Source organism: Salinimicrobium terrae DSM 17865, from assembly GCF_000424665.1.
Classification (GTDB): Bacteria; Bacteroidota; Bacteroidia; order Flavobacteriales; family Flavobacteriaceae; genus Salinimicrobium; species Salinimicrobium terrae.
On the sequence record NZ_AUKI01000016.1, the window covers coordinates 247,310 to 263,576 of the forward strand.

The 16,267-nt window shown below is 40.6% G+C and carries 17 protein-coding genes and 1 tRNA gene; 11 read left to right on the forward strand and 7 right to left on the reverse strand.

All coding sequences use genetic code 11. The annotated features are described in order from the left end of the window. Positions 1-119 precede the first annotated feature (119 nt). The 7 genes from H148_RS0106675 (at position 120) to H148_RS0106705 (ending at position 6,893) form a co-directional block, all read left to right on the forward strand. A complete protein-coding gene (locus tag H148_RS0106675) occupies positions 120-872 on the forward strand; it encodes a cyclase family protein (protein ID WP_029034119.1) in 753 nt (250 codons plus the stop codon). Beyond that, the gene (locus H148_RS0106680; protein ID WP_029034120.1) at positions 869-1,255 is read left to right on the forward strand and encodes a DUF4260 domain-containing protein; all 387 of its coding nucleotides are present in this window, start codon (positions 869-871) and stop codon (positions 1,253-1,255) included. Before H148_RS0106675 ends, H148_RS0106680 begins: the two co-directional genes overlap by 4 nt. An 18-nt stretch (positions 1,256-1,273) precedes the next feature. Further along, a complete protein-coding gene (locus H148_RS0106685) occupies positions 1,274-1,630 on the forward strand; it encodes an MmcQ/YjbR family DNA-binding protein (protein WP_029034121.1) in 357 nt (118 codons plus the stop codon). 8 nt (positions 1,631-1,638) lie between these two features. Further along, complete coding sequence (locus H148_RS0106690; protein ID WP_029034122.1) at positions 1,639-3,411, forward strand: MutS-related protein; 1,773 nt, start codon at positions 1,639-1,641, stop codon at positions 3,409-3,411. Positions 3,412-3,509: 98 nt separating this feature from the next. Further along, positions 3,510-4,523: a metal-dependent hydrolase gene (locus H148_RS0106695; protein ID WP_029034123.1), complete on the forward strand. Its 1,014-nt coding sequence runs from the start codon at positions 3,510-3,512 to the stop codon at positions 4,521-4,523. A 35-nt stretch (positions 4,524-4,558) separates the two neighbouring features. Continuing rightward, complete coding sequence (locus H148_RS0106700) at positions 4,559-6,274, forward strand: DUF885 domain-containing protein (protein ID WP_029034124.1); 1,716 nt, start codon at positions 4,559-4,561, stop codon at positions 6,272-6,274. Positions 6,275-6,317: 43 nt separating this feature from the next. Then, complete coding sequence (locus tag H148_RS0106705; protein ID WP_029034125.1) at positions 6,318-6,893, forward strand: PhnA domain-containing protein; 576 nt, start codon at positions 6,318-6,320, stop codon at positions 6,891-6,893. A 173-nt stretch (positions 6,894-7,066) separates the two neighbouring features. Here the strand turns inward: H148_RS0106705 and H148_RS0106710 are convergent, their stop codons facing one another. The 3 genes from H148_RS0106710 to H148_RS0106720 form a co-directional block, all read right to left on the reverse strand. After that, positions 7,067-8,779 (reverse strand): M56 family metallopeptidase, encoded by a 1,713-nt coding sequence (locus H148_RS0106710; RefSeq protein ID WP_029034126.1) that lies wholly within the window; start codon positions 8,777-8,779, stop codon positions 7,067-7,069. A gap of 2 nt (positions 8,780-8,781) precedes the next feature. Then, the gene (locus H148_RS0106715; RefSeq protein WP_029034127.1) at positions 8,782-9,147 is read right to left on the reverse strand and encodes a BlaI/MecI/CopY family transcriptional regulator; all 366 of its coding nucleotides are present in this window, start codon (positions 9,145-9,147) and stop codon (positions 8,782-8,784) included. Between the two features lie 322 nt (positions 9,148-9,469). Next, positions 9,470-10,870 (reverse strand): dipeptidase, encoded by a 1,401-nt coding sequence (locus H148_RS0106720; RefSeq protein WP_029034128.1) that lies wholly within the window; start codon positions 10,868-10,870, stop codon positions 9,470-9,472. Positions 10,871-11,102: 232 nt separating this feature from the next. Between H148_RS0106720 and H148_RS0106725 the strand changes: the two genes are divergently transcribed. Beyond that, positions 11,103-11,184, forward strand: a tRNA-Leu gene (locus H148_RS0106725). Between the two features lie 182 nt (positions 11,185-11,366). Here the strand turns inward: H148_RS0106725 and H148_RS0106730 are convergent. From H148_RS0106730 to H148_RS0106740, 4 genes are all read right to left on the reverse strand, one after another. Further along, positions 11,367-11,663: a hypothetical protein gene (locus H148_RS0106730; protein WP_156877215.1), complete on the reverse strand. Its 297-nt coding sequence runs from the start codon at positions 11,661-11,663 to the stop codon at positions 11,367-11,369. A gap of 91 nt (positions 11,664-11,754) precedes the next feature. Next, on the reverse strand, positions 11,755-12,018 hold the full coding sequence (locus H148_RS18945; protein ID WP_051286249.1) for a DUF2391 family protein: 264 nt from the start codon (positions 12,016-12,018) through the stop codon (positions 11,755-11,757). Next, positions 11,993-12,559 (reverse strand): DUF2391 family protein, encoded by a 567-nt coding sequence (locus H148_RS18950; RefSeq protein ID WP_051286251.1) that lies wholly within the window; start codon positions 12,557-12,559, stop codon positions 11,993-11,995. Before H148_RS18950 ends, H148_RS18945 begins: the two co-directional genes overlap by 26 nt. A 259-nt stretch (positions 12,560-12,818) precedes the next feature. Then, entirely contained in the window at positions 12,819-13,748 is a 930-nt protein-coding gene (locus tag H148_RS0106740; protein ID WP_029034130.1) for a DUF389 domain-containing protein, read from the reverse strand. Positions 13,749-14,260: 512 nt separating this feature from the next. Here H148_RS0106740 and H148_RS18670 point away from each other — a divergent pair. The 3 genes from H148_RS18670 (at position 14,261) to H148_RS0106760 (ending at position 16,252) form a co-directional block, all read left to right on the forward strand. Next, positions 14,261-14,428 (forward strand): hypothetical protein, encoded by a 168-nt coding sequence (locus tag H148_RS18670; RefSeq protein ID WP_169578550.1) that lies wholly within the window; start codon positions 14,261-14,263, stop codon positions 14,426-14,428. Between the two features lie 603 nt (positions 14,429-15,031). Next, the gene (locus H148_RS0106755) at positions 15,032-15,388 is read left to right on the forward strand and encodes a hypothetical protein (protein WP_029034131.1); all 357 of its coding nucleotides are present in this window, start codon (positions 15,032-15,034) and stop codon (positions 15,386-15,388) included. Between the two features lie 69 nt (positions 15,389-15,457). Next, on the forward strand, positions 15,458-16,252 hold the full coding sequence (locus H148_RS0106760; protein ID WP_029034132.1) for an HAD-IIA family hydrolase: 795 nt from the start codon (positions 15,458-15,460) through the stop codon (positions 16,250-16,252). The last annotated feature ends 15 nt before the right edge of the window (positions 16,253-16,267 follow it).

Here is a 16,267-nt window from a genome sequence, read left to right on the forward strand (position 1 = left end):
AAGATCGTCACGATCGTCACTCTGAATTTATTTCAGAGTCATTTCAATCTGAATTCTGAAAGAGATGCTGAAACAAGTTCAGCATAACAAAAAAAATTTGAATATGAATACAAAATAGAATGCAGGCAACAATCCATTATAATAATCAAAACTTTATCCTCGACCTCTCAAAACCCCTGGACATATCCCTTAGTTTAAGAGGTGATGTAAAAAATCCAGTTGCATGGTACCTTAAAGCTCCTAAAATTGAGCCCGTGCAAGAAGGGAATTGGATAGGGAAGATAAGCAAAGGCGGATCGGTGAATTTTAATAATATTTATTTCAATCCGCACGGGCACACCACCCATACCGAATGTGTGGGTCATATAACACCGGAATTTCGCAGCATCAATGAAAGTCTTAAAACCTTCTTTTTTTCTGCCAAATTAATTTCTGTTGAACCTTTAAAATCGGGAGGCGATGAAGTTCTTACAGAAGAGCAGCTGAAAGCACATTTTAGGGAGGGAGAGGCGCAGGCGGTTATTATTCGTACACTTCCAAATAGCATTGCCAAACGCAGCAAACATTATTCTCACACCAACTGGCCATATCTGCAGGAAGAGGCTGCAGTTTACCTTCGGGAATGTGGCGTAGAGCACCTGTTGATCGACCTGCCTTCTGTAGACAGGGAAGAAGACGGAGGGAAGCTGCTGGCACATAAAGCTTTTTGGAATTATCCAAAGAATACCCGTTTTGATGCAACGATAACTGAATTAGTTTATGTACCGTCGAGGATCGAAGACGGATTTTACTTTCTTAATCTCCAACCTGCATCTTTTGAGAATGATGCTGCACCATCAAAACCGGTACTCTATAAACCCGAAAAAAAATGAATATAATCTTGAAGCTTGAGGAACTGGCAATGCTGCTTCTGGGGATCTGTGGCTTTAGTTTCCTGCATTACGAATGGTGGGTTTTCCTGATCCTCTTCCTGGTACCCGATCTCGGAATGATTGGCTACGCATTTGGAAATAGATCCGGAGCCTTTTTGTATAACCTTTTTCATCATAAAGGTGTAGCGATTGTGACTTTCCTCGGAGGTTTATTTTTCCTGGTTCCGCTTCTGCAGCTCATTGGCATCATTCTTTTCTCTCACGCAGCATTTGACCGGATGCTTGGCTACGGTCTTAAGTATGACAAAGGCTTTAAATACACTCATCTCGGTCCAATAGGGAAGTCAAAATTGACAAACGGAGAAGACCCTCAACTGTCCTGAAGTTCTTATCTTTGAGCTATGGATGTAGAAGCCTTCAGGATTTATTGTCTCGAAAAGAAGGGCGTGACAGAAGAACTACCTTTTGGTCCCGATGCACTGGTCTTCAAAGTATCTGGCAAAATGTTTGCCCTTGCTGCTTTAGAGAGTGATCCGTTTAAAGTAAGCCTTAAGTGTGATCCCGAAAAAGCACTTGTTTTAAGGGATGAATATCCCGATCATATTGAAGGAGCCTATCACATGAATAAAAAACACTGGAACAGTCTGGAAACTGAATGTCTCCCGCCGCAGCTGGTGAAAGATCTTACAGACCATTCTTATTCCCTCGTCGTTTCGGGGCTTCCAAAAAAACTTCAGCAGGAATTAAAAAATCTTTAAAATTACAAATGCAGGATCCCGCAAATTTTTATAAAGCACAAATCGATAAATATCGGACTCATCTCCACGCCGCTTCCCGAAAGCTTGGACTGTCCAGTTTATTGCGCTTCTTTGTGTTCCTGGCCATGGCCTATGCCGTTTACGCCTTTTGGGGAAATACTACGGCAGTCGTTGCTTCCCTTCTCGTTGGCATCACGATTTTTGTGTTTCTGGTTTCACGACATTCCGATCTTCGGTACGAGCGGGATAAATTCCGGGAGCTTATTCGTATTAGTGAAACTGAATTGGAAGTCCTGAAACGAAATTTTCACAATCTGCCTACAGGAGCCGAATTTGCTGATCCTCTGCACCCCTTTAGTCAGGATGTTGATCTCTTCGGAAAAGGTTCATTTTTTCAGTACCTTAATCGTACAACTCTGGTTGAAGGCAAGGAAAAGCTGGCGCAGTTGCTGCTTTCCAATGACATTGACCAAATCCTCCTGAAGCAGAAAGCCATAAAGGAACTTGCCGAAAAAGCCGATTGGCGACAGAATTTTTCTGCCCTTGCTACTTTAGTAAAGACCGAAACCCGTACTGCAACAATAACAGGTTGGCTCAATAATTATAAAACTTTCGTACCCGGTTTTATGAAATGGTTTCCATGGCTTTTTTCCACGATTTCAGGAATTGTGATCACTGCTTTTTTTATGGATATTATTGGTGGGATCGAACTTGCGATCTGGTTTTTTGCCGGACTCCTTATCACAGGTTTTTTCTTGAAACGTATAAATTTACTCTCTTCCAGCGTGAGCAAGGTACAGGATACTTTTCATCAATATTACCAATTGCTCGCCTTGATCGAAACTACCAATTTTTCTTCAGAATTGTTGAACGCTCAAAAGGAGCAGATCGTTTCTGAAAAGCAAAAAGCTTCGGCTATCCTGAAGCAGTTTTCCAAAGCCATTGATTCCCTTGACCAACGTAACAATATGATTTTTGGGGTTCTTGGAAATGGATTTCTGCTTTGGGATCTGCGCTATTCCTGGAAACTCGAAAAGTGGATAAAAGAAAATGGACAGGTAGTTCAAAAATGGTTTAGGGTGATAGAATTTTTGGATGCGTACAACTCCCTGGGGAATTTTGCTTTTAATCATCCCACATATGTTTTTCCCGAACTTCATCACGATTCCCATATTTCTGAAGCCACGCAACTCGCTCACCCGTTACTTGATCCCGAAAAGCGTATAGCCAATGATTTCTCTATTGAAAAAGAGCAATTTTTTATTATCACCGGAGCAAATATGGCCGGGAAAAGCACCTTTTTGAGAACGGTAAGTCTGCAGATCCTTATGGGAAATGTGGGGCTTCCGGTTTGCGCTGCCTATTGTCATTACACACCCATTAAACTCATCACCAGTATGCGTACTACCGATTCGTTGACAGATGATGAGTCCTATTTCTTTTCGGAATTAAAGAGATTAAAATTTGTGGTGGACGAGATTAAGACGGATAAATATTTCATCATTCTTGACGAAATCCTGAAAGGTACTAACAGCACTGATAAGGCAATCGGCTCCCGGAAATTTATCGAAAAGCTGGTGGGCTCTAACTCTACAGGCATTATTGCAACTCATGACCTTAGTCTCTGTGAAGTAACTGAAGTTTTGCCGCAGGTAAAGAATTATTATTTCGACGCTGAAATTATCAATAACGAACTCAATTTCGATTATCGCTTTAAAGAAGGCATTTGTCAAAATATGAATGCTTCCTTTTTGCTGAAGAAGATGGAAATTGTTGATTAGCCCCTAACTTCCGAAGGGGGAGCTGCGTTCCGGAAAACAAAAAAACACAAAACAAAAAACTAAATCCGAAGGATGTCATACAATATACATTTTAGAGAGTGGATAGTTTAACACAAATAGTACTCGGTGCCGCTGTAGGCGAAGCAGTGCTCGGCAAAAAGGTCGGAAATAAAGCGATGCTGTACGGGGCAATTGCAGGAACAATTCCCGATCTTGATACTTTTATTGGTAATTTCACCGATACCATTACCGCAATCGAGATTCATCGCGGTCTTTCTCACTCCATATTTTTTGCCATAATAGCGGCACCTGTTTTTGGGTGGCTCATCTCAAAAATTGAAAGAAAAACAGGCGTAGGCTGGAAAGATTGGTCCTGGCTTATGTTCTGGGGATTGTTTACACATCCCATTCTGGACGCTTTCACCACTTGGGGAACTCAACTGTTTTGGCCGCTGGACATTCGGTTGGCGTTTAAGAGCATTTTTGTGATCGATCCCCTGTACACGCTTCCCTTCCTGGTATTTCTGATTCTAGCCATGCGGCGGAAAAAAGAGGATCCAAAAAGGGCAAAATTTAACCGTCTTGGATTGATAGTAAGTACTTCTTATCTCATGCTAACTCTGGTCTTAAAGTTCATTGCTCATCAGCAATTCGAACAGGACCTGGAGCGACAGGGAATATTCTACGCCCGCCTGGACACGCGTCCCACTCCGCTGAACACTATTTTATGGGCGGCCAATGCCGAAGCTGAAAATGATTTTCTCATTGGCTATTATTCCTTCTTTGATGAGGATATGGCAAGATTCGAAGCGGTGCCAAAGAACCATCATTACCTGGGGAGTCTCAAAAATGACAAAAACGTGCAGCGTTTAATAGACATATCTAAGGGCTGGTATACTATTTCAGAAAGAGATGGAGAACTTTATTTTAATGATCTGCGTTTTGGAAAGCTAAATCCTTCAGATGAAGATTCGGGTTTTGCTTTTAGCTATAAATTAATCCCTGAAAATGGAACTGTACGCGCAGAGGAGGTCGAAAAAAACCCCGGAGACGGGAAAAAGATCCTTACAGACCTTTGGCAGCGCATTAAGGGTAATTCAGCTTCAGAATAGTTTTATATTTACAACTTCCGCTAATAAAATATTGAATGAGAACCACTTTTATCCTAACTCTCGCTTTTTTTCTTGGTACAATCACATCTCACGGTCAAAATCCTTCCGAAGCTTTGCAACAGGTAATTCAAAAGGTGGATGCATACGATGGATACGATCAAAAAACCAATCCGCTGGGGCTTTATACCAAAGAATATTACAAAAAAGAAGCTGAATTTGCCCGGGAACTACTGGAGGAATTACAACAGATCGATAAGGAGAAACTTTCAGAAACTGAGAGTATTTCTGCGGAATTGCTCCGGTACAAACTTCAGGAGACTATCGATTTTTATGAATATGAGGCTTATTTGAATCCGTTACTTTCAGATGCCGGGTTTCATGTGAGTTTGCCGTATCATGTGAGGGATTTCAGCAACTATCAACAAGTTAAGGATTATCTCAATAAGTTGAATGCAGTTCCTGCTTTTGTCGATCAACACCTGGTATTGCTTCGGGAAGGCATCGAAAAAGGTAATTTACAGCCCGCAGTTATTTTTAAGTGTTATGAGGCAACTTATGATGACCAAATTGTGGATGACCCACAGGAAAGCTACTATTATTCGCCATTTTTGAAGCTCCCGTCAATACTTACCCAACAACAAAAAGATTCAGTCTTAACAGCAGCAGAAATTGCGGTTTCCAAAAATGTTGTACCGCAATTCAGGCGTGTAAAGCACTTTTTTGAAACCGAATATTTACCGGCGGCCAGGGAATCTTTAGGAGTTTCAGAAACTCCCGGCGGAAAGGAATATTATCAAAATCGGCTGAATTACTATACAACTCTTGATCTTTCCGCAAAGGAAATTCATGAAATGGGTCTTAAAGAAGTGGCAAGGATCAATGCCGAAATGAAAAAGATCATTGCTGAAGTAGGTTTTGAAGGTAGCTTTGAAGATTTCATTCATTTTCTGAGAACGGATGAGCAATTTTATGCTGAGACAGGAGAGGAACTTCTAAAGGAGGCAAGGGATATCTCTAAAAGACTGGATGCGCAGCTTCCGAAGTTTTTTAAAACACTTCCACGCAGGCCGTACGGAGTTGCACCGGTGCCCGATGCAATTGCCCCAAAATATACAACGGGTCGCTATGTGGGTGGCGGAGATGACACGCAGCCGGGATATTATTGGGTGAATACCTACAACTTATCAAACCGGCCACTTTATGTGCTTCCGGCCCTTACTGCCCACGAAGCCGTGCCCGGTCACCACCTGCAAATTTCACTCAACAAGGAATTGGGGGATAGTATTCCCAAATTCAGAAGGAACTTTTATTTGTCGGCTTTTGGAGAGGGTTGGGGGCTTTATTCTGAAGCCTTAGCCGAAGAAATGGGTATTTACCGAACTCCTTATGAACGTTTCGGAAAACTCACCTATGAGCAATGGCGCGCCGGCCGACTTGTAGTTGATACGGGAATACACGCTCTGGGCTGGACCCGCGCACAGGCAGTGGAATTCCTTCGTTCCAATACCGCACTTTCCTTACACAATATCAATACTGAAGTAGACCGGTACATCTCATGGCCGGGACAGGCGGTTTCGTACAAAATAGGCGAGATGAAGATCCGTGAATTGAGGAAAAAGGCTGAAGAGGCTTTGGGGACAGACTTTGACATCAGGGAATTCCACGAGGTGATCCTCGAGCAGGGAACGGTGACGCTGCCAATTATGGAAGAAAGAGTGGAGGCCTATATTGAGAAGGAAATAAAGCGATAAACAATTTTAAAGTCTAAATTCGCATTTCATTTCAACCCTCTCCATGAGCCTCGAACAAGAATTATTTCAAAGAAGCGGATCTCAATGTGAACTTTGCGGTTCCAAAGAAGATTTACAGGTATACGCTGTGCCCGATTCTCCTGCCGATGTAGAAAATCATATTTTGATTTGTGGAACCTGCAAAGAACAAATTGAAGATCCTGAAAAAACAGATCCTAACCACTGGCGGTCTCTTAACGACAGCATGTGGAGCCCTGTTCCTGCGGTGCAAGTGATAGCCTGGCGATTGTTGAACAGGTTAAAAACTGAAGGCTGGCCCCAGAACCTTTTAGATATGATGTATATGGAAGAGGAGCAGCTGACTTGGGCTAAAGCCGGACAATCAACCGGAGAAACATCTGGAGGAGTGGTGCACAAAGACAGCAATGGTGTAACAATAGAGGCAGGTGACACTGTCGTTCTAATTAAAGATCTTCCGGTGCGGGGCTCCAGTATGGTGGCTAAAAGAGGAACTGCTGTGAGAAGAGTTTCATTAGTTCATGATAATCCGGAGCAGATAGAAGGTAAGGTGGAAGGACAGCAGATTGTGATCCTGACGAAGTTCGTGAAGAAGGTTTAGAAGTAGAGCCGGGGAATTCCTTTAATCCATTATTTATAAGTATTCCAAAACCTTCAAGGGCTATTTGAAGAGAAACCTACAAGGTAAAAAAGGACCTTGCAGGTTTGGAATGGCAACTAATACTCACAAAATCGCACCGGTTCCCAATACATGTTCGATCTGGCAATCAGCCACTACTTATTATCAGATAATCTTACCGTTTTTCCGGAATTCCTTCTCTCTACCTTCACACTAAGATTTTTTCCATTATTCTCCTGTACAAATTTTAGAGCTTCCGCCCCTGAAACTGCTTTTCCATTATAGTAAAATTCGGCTCCCTCTTCGATCCAGTTTTTAACGGCCTCTACCGGTGATGGGGGAGGTGGTGGTGGAGCTGGTATGCTTATGTTTTCAGCCGGTGGTGGTGGAGGCGGTAATGGAACATCTCCGTCTTTAGTTAGAGGAGGAACCGGTGGAGGAGGTGGGGGAGGAACTTCTCCAGTACTTTCCCGAACAGCCCGGTTTTTCCCACTGTCTTTATCTTCTACTATGGTAATTATATAATTAGGATTTAAAGTTGGGAATTCTTCAGATCCTTTTCTCTGCTCCCGAGTCATAATACTGTAAATGTAATTCATCCTTTCCCAAACCTCTACTTCTACAAGAGCATTTTCATTTTTGTTGTAGTGCTTTGCCCATTTATTGTATTCGGCCACCATTTCGGGTGAGGCTTTTTCCTGAACCTCATTAATCGTAAACATTTCGTTTAGCACATTGTTTCCCTTAGTACTATCCTCTCCAAAAGAACATACAGTAACGCTGCCTTGAACCCTTGCCTGAAGCACTATTTCCATAAGTTCCTTCATAATTTCTTCCGGGGCTGCGGGAGAAGTATTAATTGCATAATTGGTATACTGTTCCGGCTTTAGGCTTTCCCTGATTTCATTCAGAGTCATTTGTTTCCCCTCTACGTGAATAATTCCTTTTTCATCTACGGAAATTTCTACTGTTTTGGAAACAGGATTTTCCGAAGCAATTGTTGTTGTTTGTAAGGTTTCGGTCTTTCTGTCACTGAAGCTGTAAAGAACTGCCGCTAATAAAGGAAGCAATACCAGACTTCGCGCCCAGATCATCTCTTTTGAAGTGTTTGTTTTCATAACTGTAATTCGTTTTTTGATTGATTGATAATTGATTGGATTAACGAGGCTGCTGTCAAAGGCACTGGATGAGAATGCCAACAAAGTCTTCTGGTAATGTGCGGGTATAATTCCTTCTTTAAGAACAGCACGGTCGGCAAGGAATTCGTGGTTCAGTTTAATGGCTTTTTTAACTATGTAAAGCAGCGGATGAAACCAGAATATTATTTGGAGCAGCTCCATAATAAGGATATCAGCGCTATGTTTTTGCTTGGCGTGAGCCTGTTCATGCTGAAATACTTCCTTCGGAATTTCCTGCTTCTCATATTTTACTTTGTTTAAAAAAATGTAATTCCAAAAGGTATGAGGTGCCAGATTTTCCTGAAGGAGTACATTAGTAGTTCGTCCACATCTGATCCTGGGATTTCTTTTGATCCTAAGGAGGATGATGTTCAGGTTCAGGATAAATTTGATGCCAAAGAACAGGAAGCCGATTCCGTAGAGACTCCACAGCAAGTAGGACAAAATAGAGGTTTCTTCTACGGAAGAAGTTGCACCGGCGATTTCAGGTTGAAATATTAGTGCAGAATTCCCGGGAACGGGTTCCATATGGCTGGTAAAGGTGATCCACGGAATTATAAAGGAAACTAAAACTGCCGCTAACAAATACCATCTTTTAAAGACATGCATATTTTCCTTCTCCAGGAGAAATTTGTAGAAAACCATCAGGATGGCAAGGCAGGCAGCCGATTTTAAAAGATACATTTCCATGACTATTTGTTTTTAATTTCCTGGTCAATTAAACTTCTAAGATCCTCCAGTTCCTCCTTACTCAGGTCGGTTTCTTTTGTGAAGAAAGAGGCAAATTGGGAAGCAGAATCATTGAAAAAGTTCTTGATCATGCCATTGACCTGCTTGGAAAAATAGTCTTTCTTCTTTACCAGCGGAAAGTATTCCCGGGACCTGCCGTACTGTTTGTAATCCACAAAGTTTTTGTCCTGCATCCGCTTCAGCAAAGTAGCCACGGTGGTTTGAGCCGGTTTTGGATCGGGATAGGCATCGATCAGATCTTTCATAAAAGCTTTTTCCTGTTTCCAGAGGATCTGCATGAGTTGTTCTTCGGCTTTGGACAATTGCATTTGTTCTACAACTTTAGATGGTTATCTACAAATGTAGAATAAAAATTTAATTCTACAAACATAGAAGAAAAAAAATTTAAGACCTCACAGGTTTTCAAAACCTGTAAGGTTTTAAAGAATAAAACCTACCAGATCAAAAAAAAGCCCTTGCAGGTGAGATTGGTGCAAATAATCGGAAAACTGGTAACAGGTGAGGGAGCAACAAAAAACCCTAACAGGTCTCTGAGACCTGTTAGGGTTGAAATTTGGACAACCTCTGTCAGGGCGTCAAGCCGCTGACAGGTTTCGAAAATTTTACTGATCACTAATCACCGACCACTGATCACTTTTTCTCCGCCTGCTTTAGCTTTGTGAAATGCTTATAGAAAAGCGGAATGGTCTCAATCCCCTTCAGATAATTCCAAATCCCGAAATGTTCATTAGGGGAGTGAATTGCATCTGTGTCCAATCCAAAGCCCATCAGGATCGTCTTGCTCTTCAGCTCCTTTTCAAACAGAGAAACGATTGGTATACTTCCCCCGCTGTGCTGCGGAATTGGATCTTTACCGAAGGCTTCCGCATAGGCATCATTGGCAGCCTGATATTCCAATGTGTCGATGGGAGTTACATAGGCTTGTCCGCCATGATGAGTGGTCACTTTTACTTTAACTGATTTTGGTGCCAGGCTCTCAAAATGTTTGGTGAACAATTCACTGATCTTTTTCCAGTCCTGATCACTTACCAGGCGCATGGAAATTTTAGCATAAGCCTTTGACGGAAGGACAGTTTTAGCACCTTCCCCTGTATATCCTCCCCAGATTCCGTTAACATCGAGAGTCGGTCTTATGGAGGCACGTTCAAGAGTGGAATAACCTTTTTCCCCCTGTACATCTTCAACATTCAGTTTCTTTTTATAATCGGAAAGATCGAAAGGAGCTTCAGCCATTTTTGCTCTTTCGGCTTCGCTATATTCCTTCACATGATCATAAAACCCCGGAATGGTGATTCTGTTGTTCTCATCCTGAAGTGAAGCGATCATCTTTGAAAGTACATTAATTGGATTGCCTACCGCCCCACCGTAAAGTCCGCTATGGAGATCACGATTTGGACCGGTTACTTCCACTTCCATATAACTTAACCCGCGAAGTCCGGTGGTGATTGAAGGAGTGTCTTTGGCGATCATTCCGGTGTCGCTGATAAGGATCACATCGTTTTTAAGTTTTTCCCTATTCTTCTCTATAAACCAGCCAAGGTTTTCACTTCCTACTTCTTCTTCGCCTTCAATCATGAATTTGACATTGCAGGGAAGCTGATCATTTTTGGTCATATATTCCAGTGCCTTGACGTGCATATACATCTGGCCTTTATCATCGCAGGCTCCCCTTGCAAAAATGGCACCTTCGGGATGAATTTCAGTTTTCTTTATCACCGGCTCAAACGGCGGACTTTCCCATAGGTCAACGGGATCTGGGGGTTGTACATCGTAATGTCCGTAGACCAAGACGGTAGGCAGATCTTTATCAATAATCTTTTCTCCAAAAACTACGGGATGACCCGGAGTTTCATGAATCTCGGCAACATCACATCCCGCTTCAAGCAGGCGCTGTTTTACGGCTTCTGCAGTTTTTAAAAGATCATTTTTGTATTTGGAGTCGGCACTGATTGAAGGGATTTTCAGCAATTCAATGAGTTCGTCCAGGAAGCGTTGTTTGTTCTCTTCCACGTATTTATTAATGTCTTGCATAAGGTAATTTTTGTAGAAGAGTAAAGGTAAGAATTAGAAATGAGTATATAGCATTGAGATAGTATATTGGAGCGATAGCCGAAGACATATCACCACACGCCATACTAAAATCTCCTATCTGGAAAATAATTTTTCCCAGAGCAGAAAAAAAATTATTTTTCCATTTGCAGATTCAAACTTATACTTATATTTGCATCCGCTTACAAGAAGCAAATTTATTGAAATTACCAATGCGGGCGTGGTGGAATTGGTAGACACGCTAGACTTAGGATCTAGTGCCGCAAGGTGTGGAGGTTCGAGTCCTCTCGCCCGCACAGATTGAGGAAAGCCGACTTTAACGAGTCGGCTTTTTTATTTCGGGTAATAACTGGATAAACACTTCTAATTCTTTTTCCTGTGTTTTACGCTCCCTTCTTTCAGTTTCTTTGCAATTATGGGCTTAAGAGATTCCAAATGCTCATTTTTCATTCTACTATTCTTAATTTTAAGTTCAGATTCAGGGTTTAAGAAAAGTCACAGAACCTACTGCCAAGGAATCTGCAGGCTCCCTTTTACTTGTAAAAGAAATCCACCCGCTAACTTTGGAATGCACCGGCACATATCCAGTGATCATTTGTGCACTCTCCACCACCTGACCATCACGATAAAGATTTAAAAAAATATGGACATTTTTGGCAGTTTCCCCTCCGTTGTTCTCGATGTCTATCTTAAAAGTATATCCGGGCAAACTTGATTGGAAAGAAGAATGCACTTCAAGAGCGGGGGGCTTTTTTTCTTTATTTATAATTTCCACGCATAGGTAAGAAATTAATGATATCAGGATTAAAAGTCCGATAAAAAAGGTTATTTTTTCTAAGTAATTTTTTTGGTCTTTCATGTAATTTTTATCCGATTAACATCCTTCCGGCAGAAGCTCCAAGAGAACCAGGAATTGCCAGGACAACAGTTTCTGCTATTATTACGCTCCACCCGAGATCCCTGGTGCGCCCGAAGAACCACAGTAATAAAAGAGAGATTACCAAAGCACACACATAGCTTATGACTAGATGCACCATCATTCCGTAGCTGCCCCCTTTGAATGAACCAGTACCTTTAAAATCGCTAAAAAAGAGGATGACGGCGCTAAAGCATAGAGAAATAATAATCATGGCAAGCAGGCGGGGGGGGTCCGCTAATTATTGCGATCTTCAAAATTTCTTCTGTTGGTGCAACCGCAGAGGCAATTAAAACAGCACCACAAATTGAAAGAACAATCATTTGGAGGATTCCTCCTCCTTCTTTTGAACCCTCTCTTTTCTTTTCTTGCCCCAGTTGAGCTGTTCCTACAGAAACTCCTATGGCAACTATCATCGACTCTACAATTACTTTTCCTGCTATTTCGCGAAGAGGCATGGTGAGGCTAATTTTATTAATGAGCAGGAGAAATAGAAATGCAACCGTGAATGCAATGGTTATATCTTCAATAGATTCGTGTAGAATATCTTTTAAGGAAGCATCTTTTCGCATCCCGGAGTGCTTATTGTATCCTAGAAGTAGCAGGAAGGTGAATGCAACAAAGGCAAGAAGCTTTTCCGGGGAAGCAGTAAAACCGGTCCACCACACTTCCATCGTATAAAGAAGGGGGAGACTGAAGAGGAGCCCACCAACAATACCTCTGCCGTATTCTTTAGCTGTCTCTGAAATTTTCACTTTTAATATAACTTTAATTTGAAATTCGAACGTATACCCTCATAACCCTAGACCGAATTAATTATAACTCAAAACATTTTGAAATACTTTAGAAAGACAATATACATTTTATAAAAGAATTCTCATTTTTTCCCTTAAAGTACCAATAGAGTTCTATTCTTTGAATTTACAGATCGTTCAGACGTTTTAATTTATAGGATTTTTCTCTACTTAGGAAAACAGAATTTTCAAGTATTCTTGAGCTGAGAAAGAAGTCGTTTTATGGTGATCCAGTGAAACCTTTTATAAAATTTTTTATTCCTGCTCCTTTCATTTTCATAAGCTTAAAAGTAATACTGGCGAAAAGGATTAGAGTTCCAACATCCATCAAATAAACCAGTAGCAGGTGCCAGGGTTTGTCATCAGCATCAAATCCATAAATAAACTTGAATCCGAACCAAATAGGATAAACAGAAATATGTGCCGTAGCGGCTAAACCGATTAACTCTCTTCTTCCTGCATCATCCACGGCTCCCAGTCCTGCTGCAATCCCTATTGCCATGGAAATGAGAAAGCTAAACAAAACTGTACTTTCCATAAAAGCCGTCCATTCAATCCCCGGTTCAGTGAGTAAACCCATCGCCACTCCTCCCAGTATAATTAAAAGGGTTGTGACGGCAAAACCTATTAAAGCCTGCCGAAATAATTTCCATTCCTTCATACCTGCACTGAGCCCAATGCCAAGCATGTGATGATGATAAGGAAGAAAAAGAAGGCCCGCAATTACCAATGGCATAAAACCTTCTCTCATTCCGTAGGCAACCAAAAATGCCGACAGAAATACCCTTCCTAGCAAGCTAACGGTAACTTTGCAGAATTGCCATAATTCTTCATACACATCTGTAGTAGGCCTTGTTAGAGGCTTGGTTTCTTCTTCGGGCGGTTCAGAGGCGAAAAGTGATTCTGGATGTCTTACCGTGAAACTATAAGACGCAGGGTTGTAAAATGAAGCAATCATTAAAGACTCTACGAATTCCTTAACTTTTGGAGTATTGGATTGAATATCCACAACATCGGCCGATCGTGGCGCACTTTCTTTCTGATAAAGAGTGGTTTCTGAAATTGCCACAGTAGAAATTCCTTTTTGAAATGCCAATTCTGCTACTTTTTGACCTTCTCCTTTTGGTGTTTGAATGGTGACTAGTCTCATTGAATTCAGTTGAAAGTTATCATTGATTTCTTTTTCTTCAGAACTTAATTGTTTTAAATTTTTAAGATAAAAATATCTCTCTCCAGCCTATACTAAAGGAATCACAAAGTTGATTTACTAATGGTTATGATGAGGTCTTTTTCTCAAATCCGGTTTTAAGGAAGATAATCCTTAAGTTGCTTCACGATTGAGTTCTTCTGTGCTTTACCCTAAAAAAAAATTGAGATTCTTCAGGTTTATAGTTTAAAGAATAAGATTTTAAATTTTTGTTCAGGGCTGCTGATGAAGTTTATTATTGTAGACTGTAGCCACAGTGAGAATGAAGAGAAAGGACTTGATGAACATTCACCAAAAATTTACTCCACAATATAAATTCTTCGCTTTCTAAAGTTATTTTTTATCTCAAATTGAACATTAACCTTAAGTACCTTTGCATTTTTTTAACTTAAAAACTATTTCTCACCCGCTCCTTTTTATTACTTTGCCTTTCTAATCAACAAAATTTTAGTTTTATGAGAAAGTTAATGTTATTATTCGCTTTATTATTTACCGTAAGTACTTCATTCATTTCCTGTAGGGAAACTCCTGAGGAGGAGAGAGCAGAAGAAGCGGCAGAAGCTGTAGAAGAAAGAACAGATGAAATTGAAGAGGCAGCAGATGAAATTGAGTCTGAATATTAAATCAGAGTCTGAAAACAAAATTTAGAAACTAATTGTCATTTTCTAAATTTAAATTTAAAAGGCCCAAAGGGCCCAAGTCTTGTAAAATCTTTAGAAGTACTTAAAAAAATGAAAGGTTGCCGATATTCGGCAGCCTTTTGTTTTTAAGGATTATTGGCTGCAAGTGTTCAGTATTAAGGTTCCTGTATTCTTCGGTAGACATATTTTAGTACTACCTCTCCTACCAAATATTTACATTTAAAAAGAGTGAAAACCTGAATCATTTTTGAGGGAGATTTATTAATGATTCTACGTTATTTGATTTTCACCGGTTTCTTCTGTTATTGTAAATTTAAAAATGACTGTATTTATTTTTATACCCGTCAAAGATAAGGGCCTGTAATTACCTTAATGATAAATTTTGAATAATTACCCTAAATTGTTATGGGGTGTATTTAAAATTTGTATAAGTTTATCATGAATTTGAGGTGCGGAATTAAACAATGTTGTAATCCACCAAAGCCGCCCTTCGTAATGAAAAATTTCAGAAGGTTAGATGCATGCAATAGCCGAAAGAAATAAATCAACTGATTAAATTTATTGATAACATTTATAATTTGTGCTATGACAACCTATGTAACTAAAGGTGAAATAAGATTTCTCTGGAAAACCTCATTAAATATCATGATTGCAGAGTGTAGAATAAATAAAAAGGTTCCGGAAGGATTGATAGAACTTATAAAGCATAACCTTTATGTAAAATACGTTTGTTACAATCCTGCGACAGATTCTATTGAAATTGGAGTAAATGAGTCAATGCAAAGAACTGCTACTTATCCTATAATCAAGGTTTACCAATTTCCACTAAACGAAGTAGAAGACAGGTTGAAGGATTCATACCAAACCAAAAGAGGGGATTTGGAATTTTATGCGAAAATATTTAAAGGAAAAAGCTCCGAAAACAGGATGTTTGTCCTGTAGATCCTTTATTTTTTTATCACCACCTTGACCTGTCCGGAAACCAGTAATTAATTATTAAAAATAAATGCTATGAAAAAAGGATTTTTAATAGATATGGATGGAGTGATCTACGGAAATGACACTTTGATCCCCGGCGCCGATAGATTTATCGAACAGCTACAGGAAAGAGATATCCCATTTCTTTTCATGACCAATAATAGTCAGCGTACACCACTGGATGCGGTGAACAAGGTCGCAAAAATGGGCATTCATATCACTGAACAGAATGTATATACCAGCGCCATGGCAACAGCCTCCTTTCTTTCATTTATGAAACCGAACGGAAGTGCTTATGTTTTAGGCGAAGGTGGATTGATCACAAGCCTGGCGCGGGAAGGTTACAATCTTGTTAATCAACGACCCGATTTTGTTGTGGTGGGGGAAGGCCGGAATTTTACCCTCGAAATGGTGAACTCCGCGGTAGATATGATCCTCTCCGGTTCGCGTCTTATAGCTACCAATCTTGATCCCTCGCCTAAAAAGACGGGCTGGACCAATCTTGGAATCAGGGCCGTAGTTGCCATGATAGAAGAAGCTACCGGGAAAAAGGCATTTTCGGTGGGGAAGCCCAGTCCGGTCATGATGCGATCTGCGCGTAAGTACTTAGGACTTGAGGCAAAGGAGACAATCATTATCGGAGATACTATGGATACAGATATCCTGGGCGGAGTTCAATTAGGATATACCACAATTCTTACCCTTTCCGGAATTTCGAGCAGAGAGAGCCTTGACGATTATGCTTTTAAACCGGACATTATAGTAGACTCTGTGATGGATTTAAATCTGGAAGAAGCTTTGAACTGGCATAATAAGGCTTTTGCCTAGTGTGGTTGTATAGAT

Coding starts and splice junctions, on each gene's coding strand:
- H148_RS0106675 (WP_029034119.1), top strand. CDS start 120: ATGCAGGCAACAATCCATTATAATAATCAAAACTTTATCCTCGACCTC.
- H148_RS0106680 (WP_029034120.1), top strand. CDS start 869: ATGAATATAATCTTGAAGCTTGAGGAACTGGCAATGCTGCTTCTGGGG.
- H148_RS0106685 (WP_029034121.1), top strand. CDS start 1,274: ATGGATGTAGAAGCCTTCAGGATTTATTGTCTCGAAAAGAAGGGCGTG.
- H148_RS0106690 (WP_029034122.1), top strand. CDS start 1,639: ATGCAGGATCCCGCAAATTTTTATAAAGCACAAATCGATAAATATCGG.
- H148_RS0106700 (WP_029034124.1), top strand. CDS start 4,559: ATGAGAACCACTTTTATCCTAACTCTCGCTTTTTTTCTTGGTACAATC.
- H148_RS0106705 (WP_029034125.1), top strand. CDS start 6,318: ATGAGCCTCGAACAAGAATTATTTCAAAGAAGCGGATCTCAATGTGAA.
- H148_RS0106710 (WP_029034126.1), bottom strand. CDS start 8,779: ATGGAAATGTATCTTTTAAAATCGGCTGCCTGCCTTGCCATCCTGATG.
- H148_RS0106715 (WP_029034127.1), bottom strand. CDS start 9,147: ATGCAATTGTCCAAAGCCGAAGAACAACTCATGCAGATCCTCTGGAAA.
- H148_RS0106720 (WP_029034128.1), bottom strand. CDS start 10,870: ATGCAAGACATTAATAAATACGTGGAAGAGAACAAACAACGCTTCCTG.
- H148_RS18945 (WP_051286249.1), bottom strand. CDS start 12,018: ATGATTATTATTTCTCTATGCTTTAGCGCCGTCATCCTCTTTTTTAGC.
- H148_RS0106740 (WP_029034130.1), bottom strand. CDS start 13,748: ATGAGACTAGTCACCATTCAAACACCAAAAGGAGAAGGTCAAAAAGTA.
- H148_RS18670 (WP_169578550.1), top strand. CDS start 14,261: ATGAGAAAGTTAATGTTATTATTCGCTTTATTATTTACCGTAAGTACT.
- H148_RS0106755 (WP_029034131.1), top strand. CDS start 15,032: ATGACAACCTATGTAACTAAAGGTGAAATAAGATTTCTCTGGAAAACC.
- H148_RS0106760 (WP_029034132.1), top strand. CDS start 15,458: ATGAAAAAAGGATTTTTAATAGATATGGATGGAGTGATCTACGGAAAT.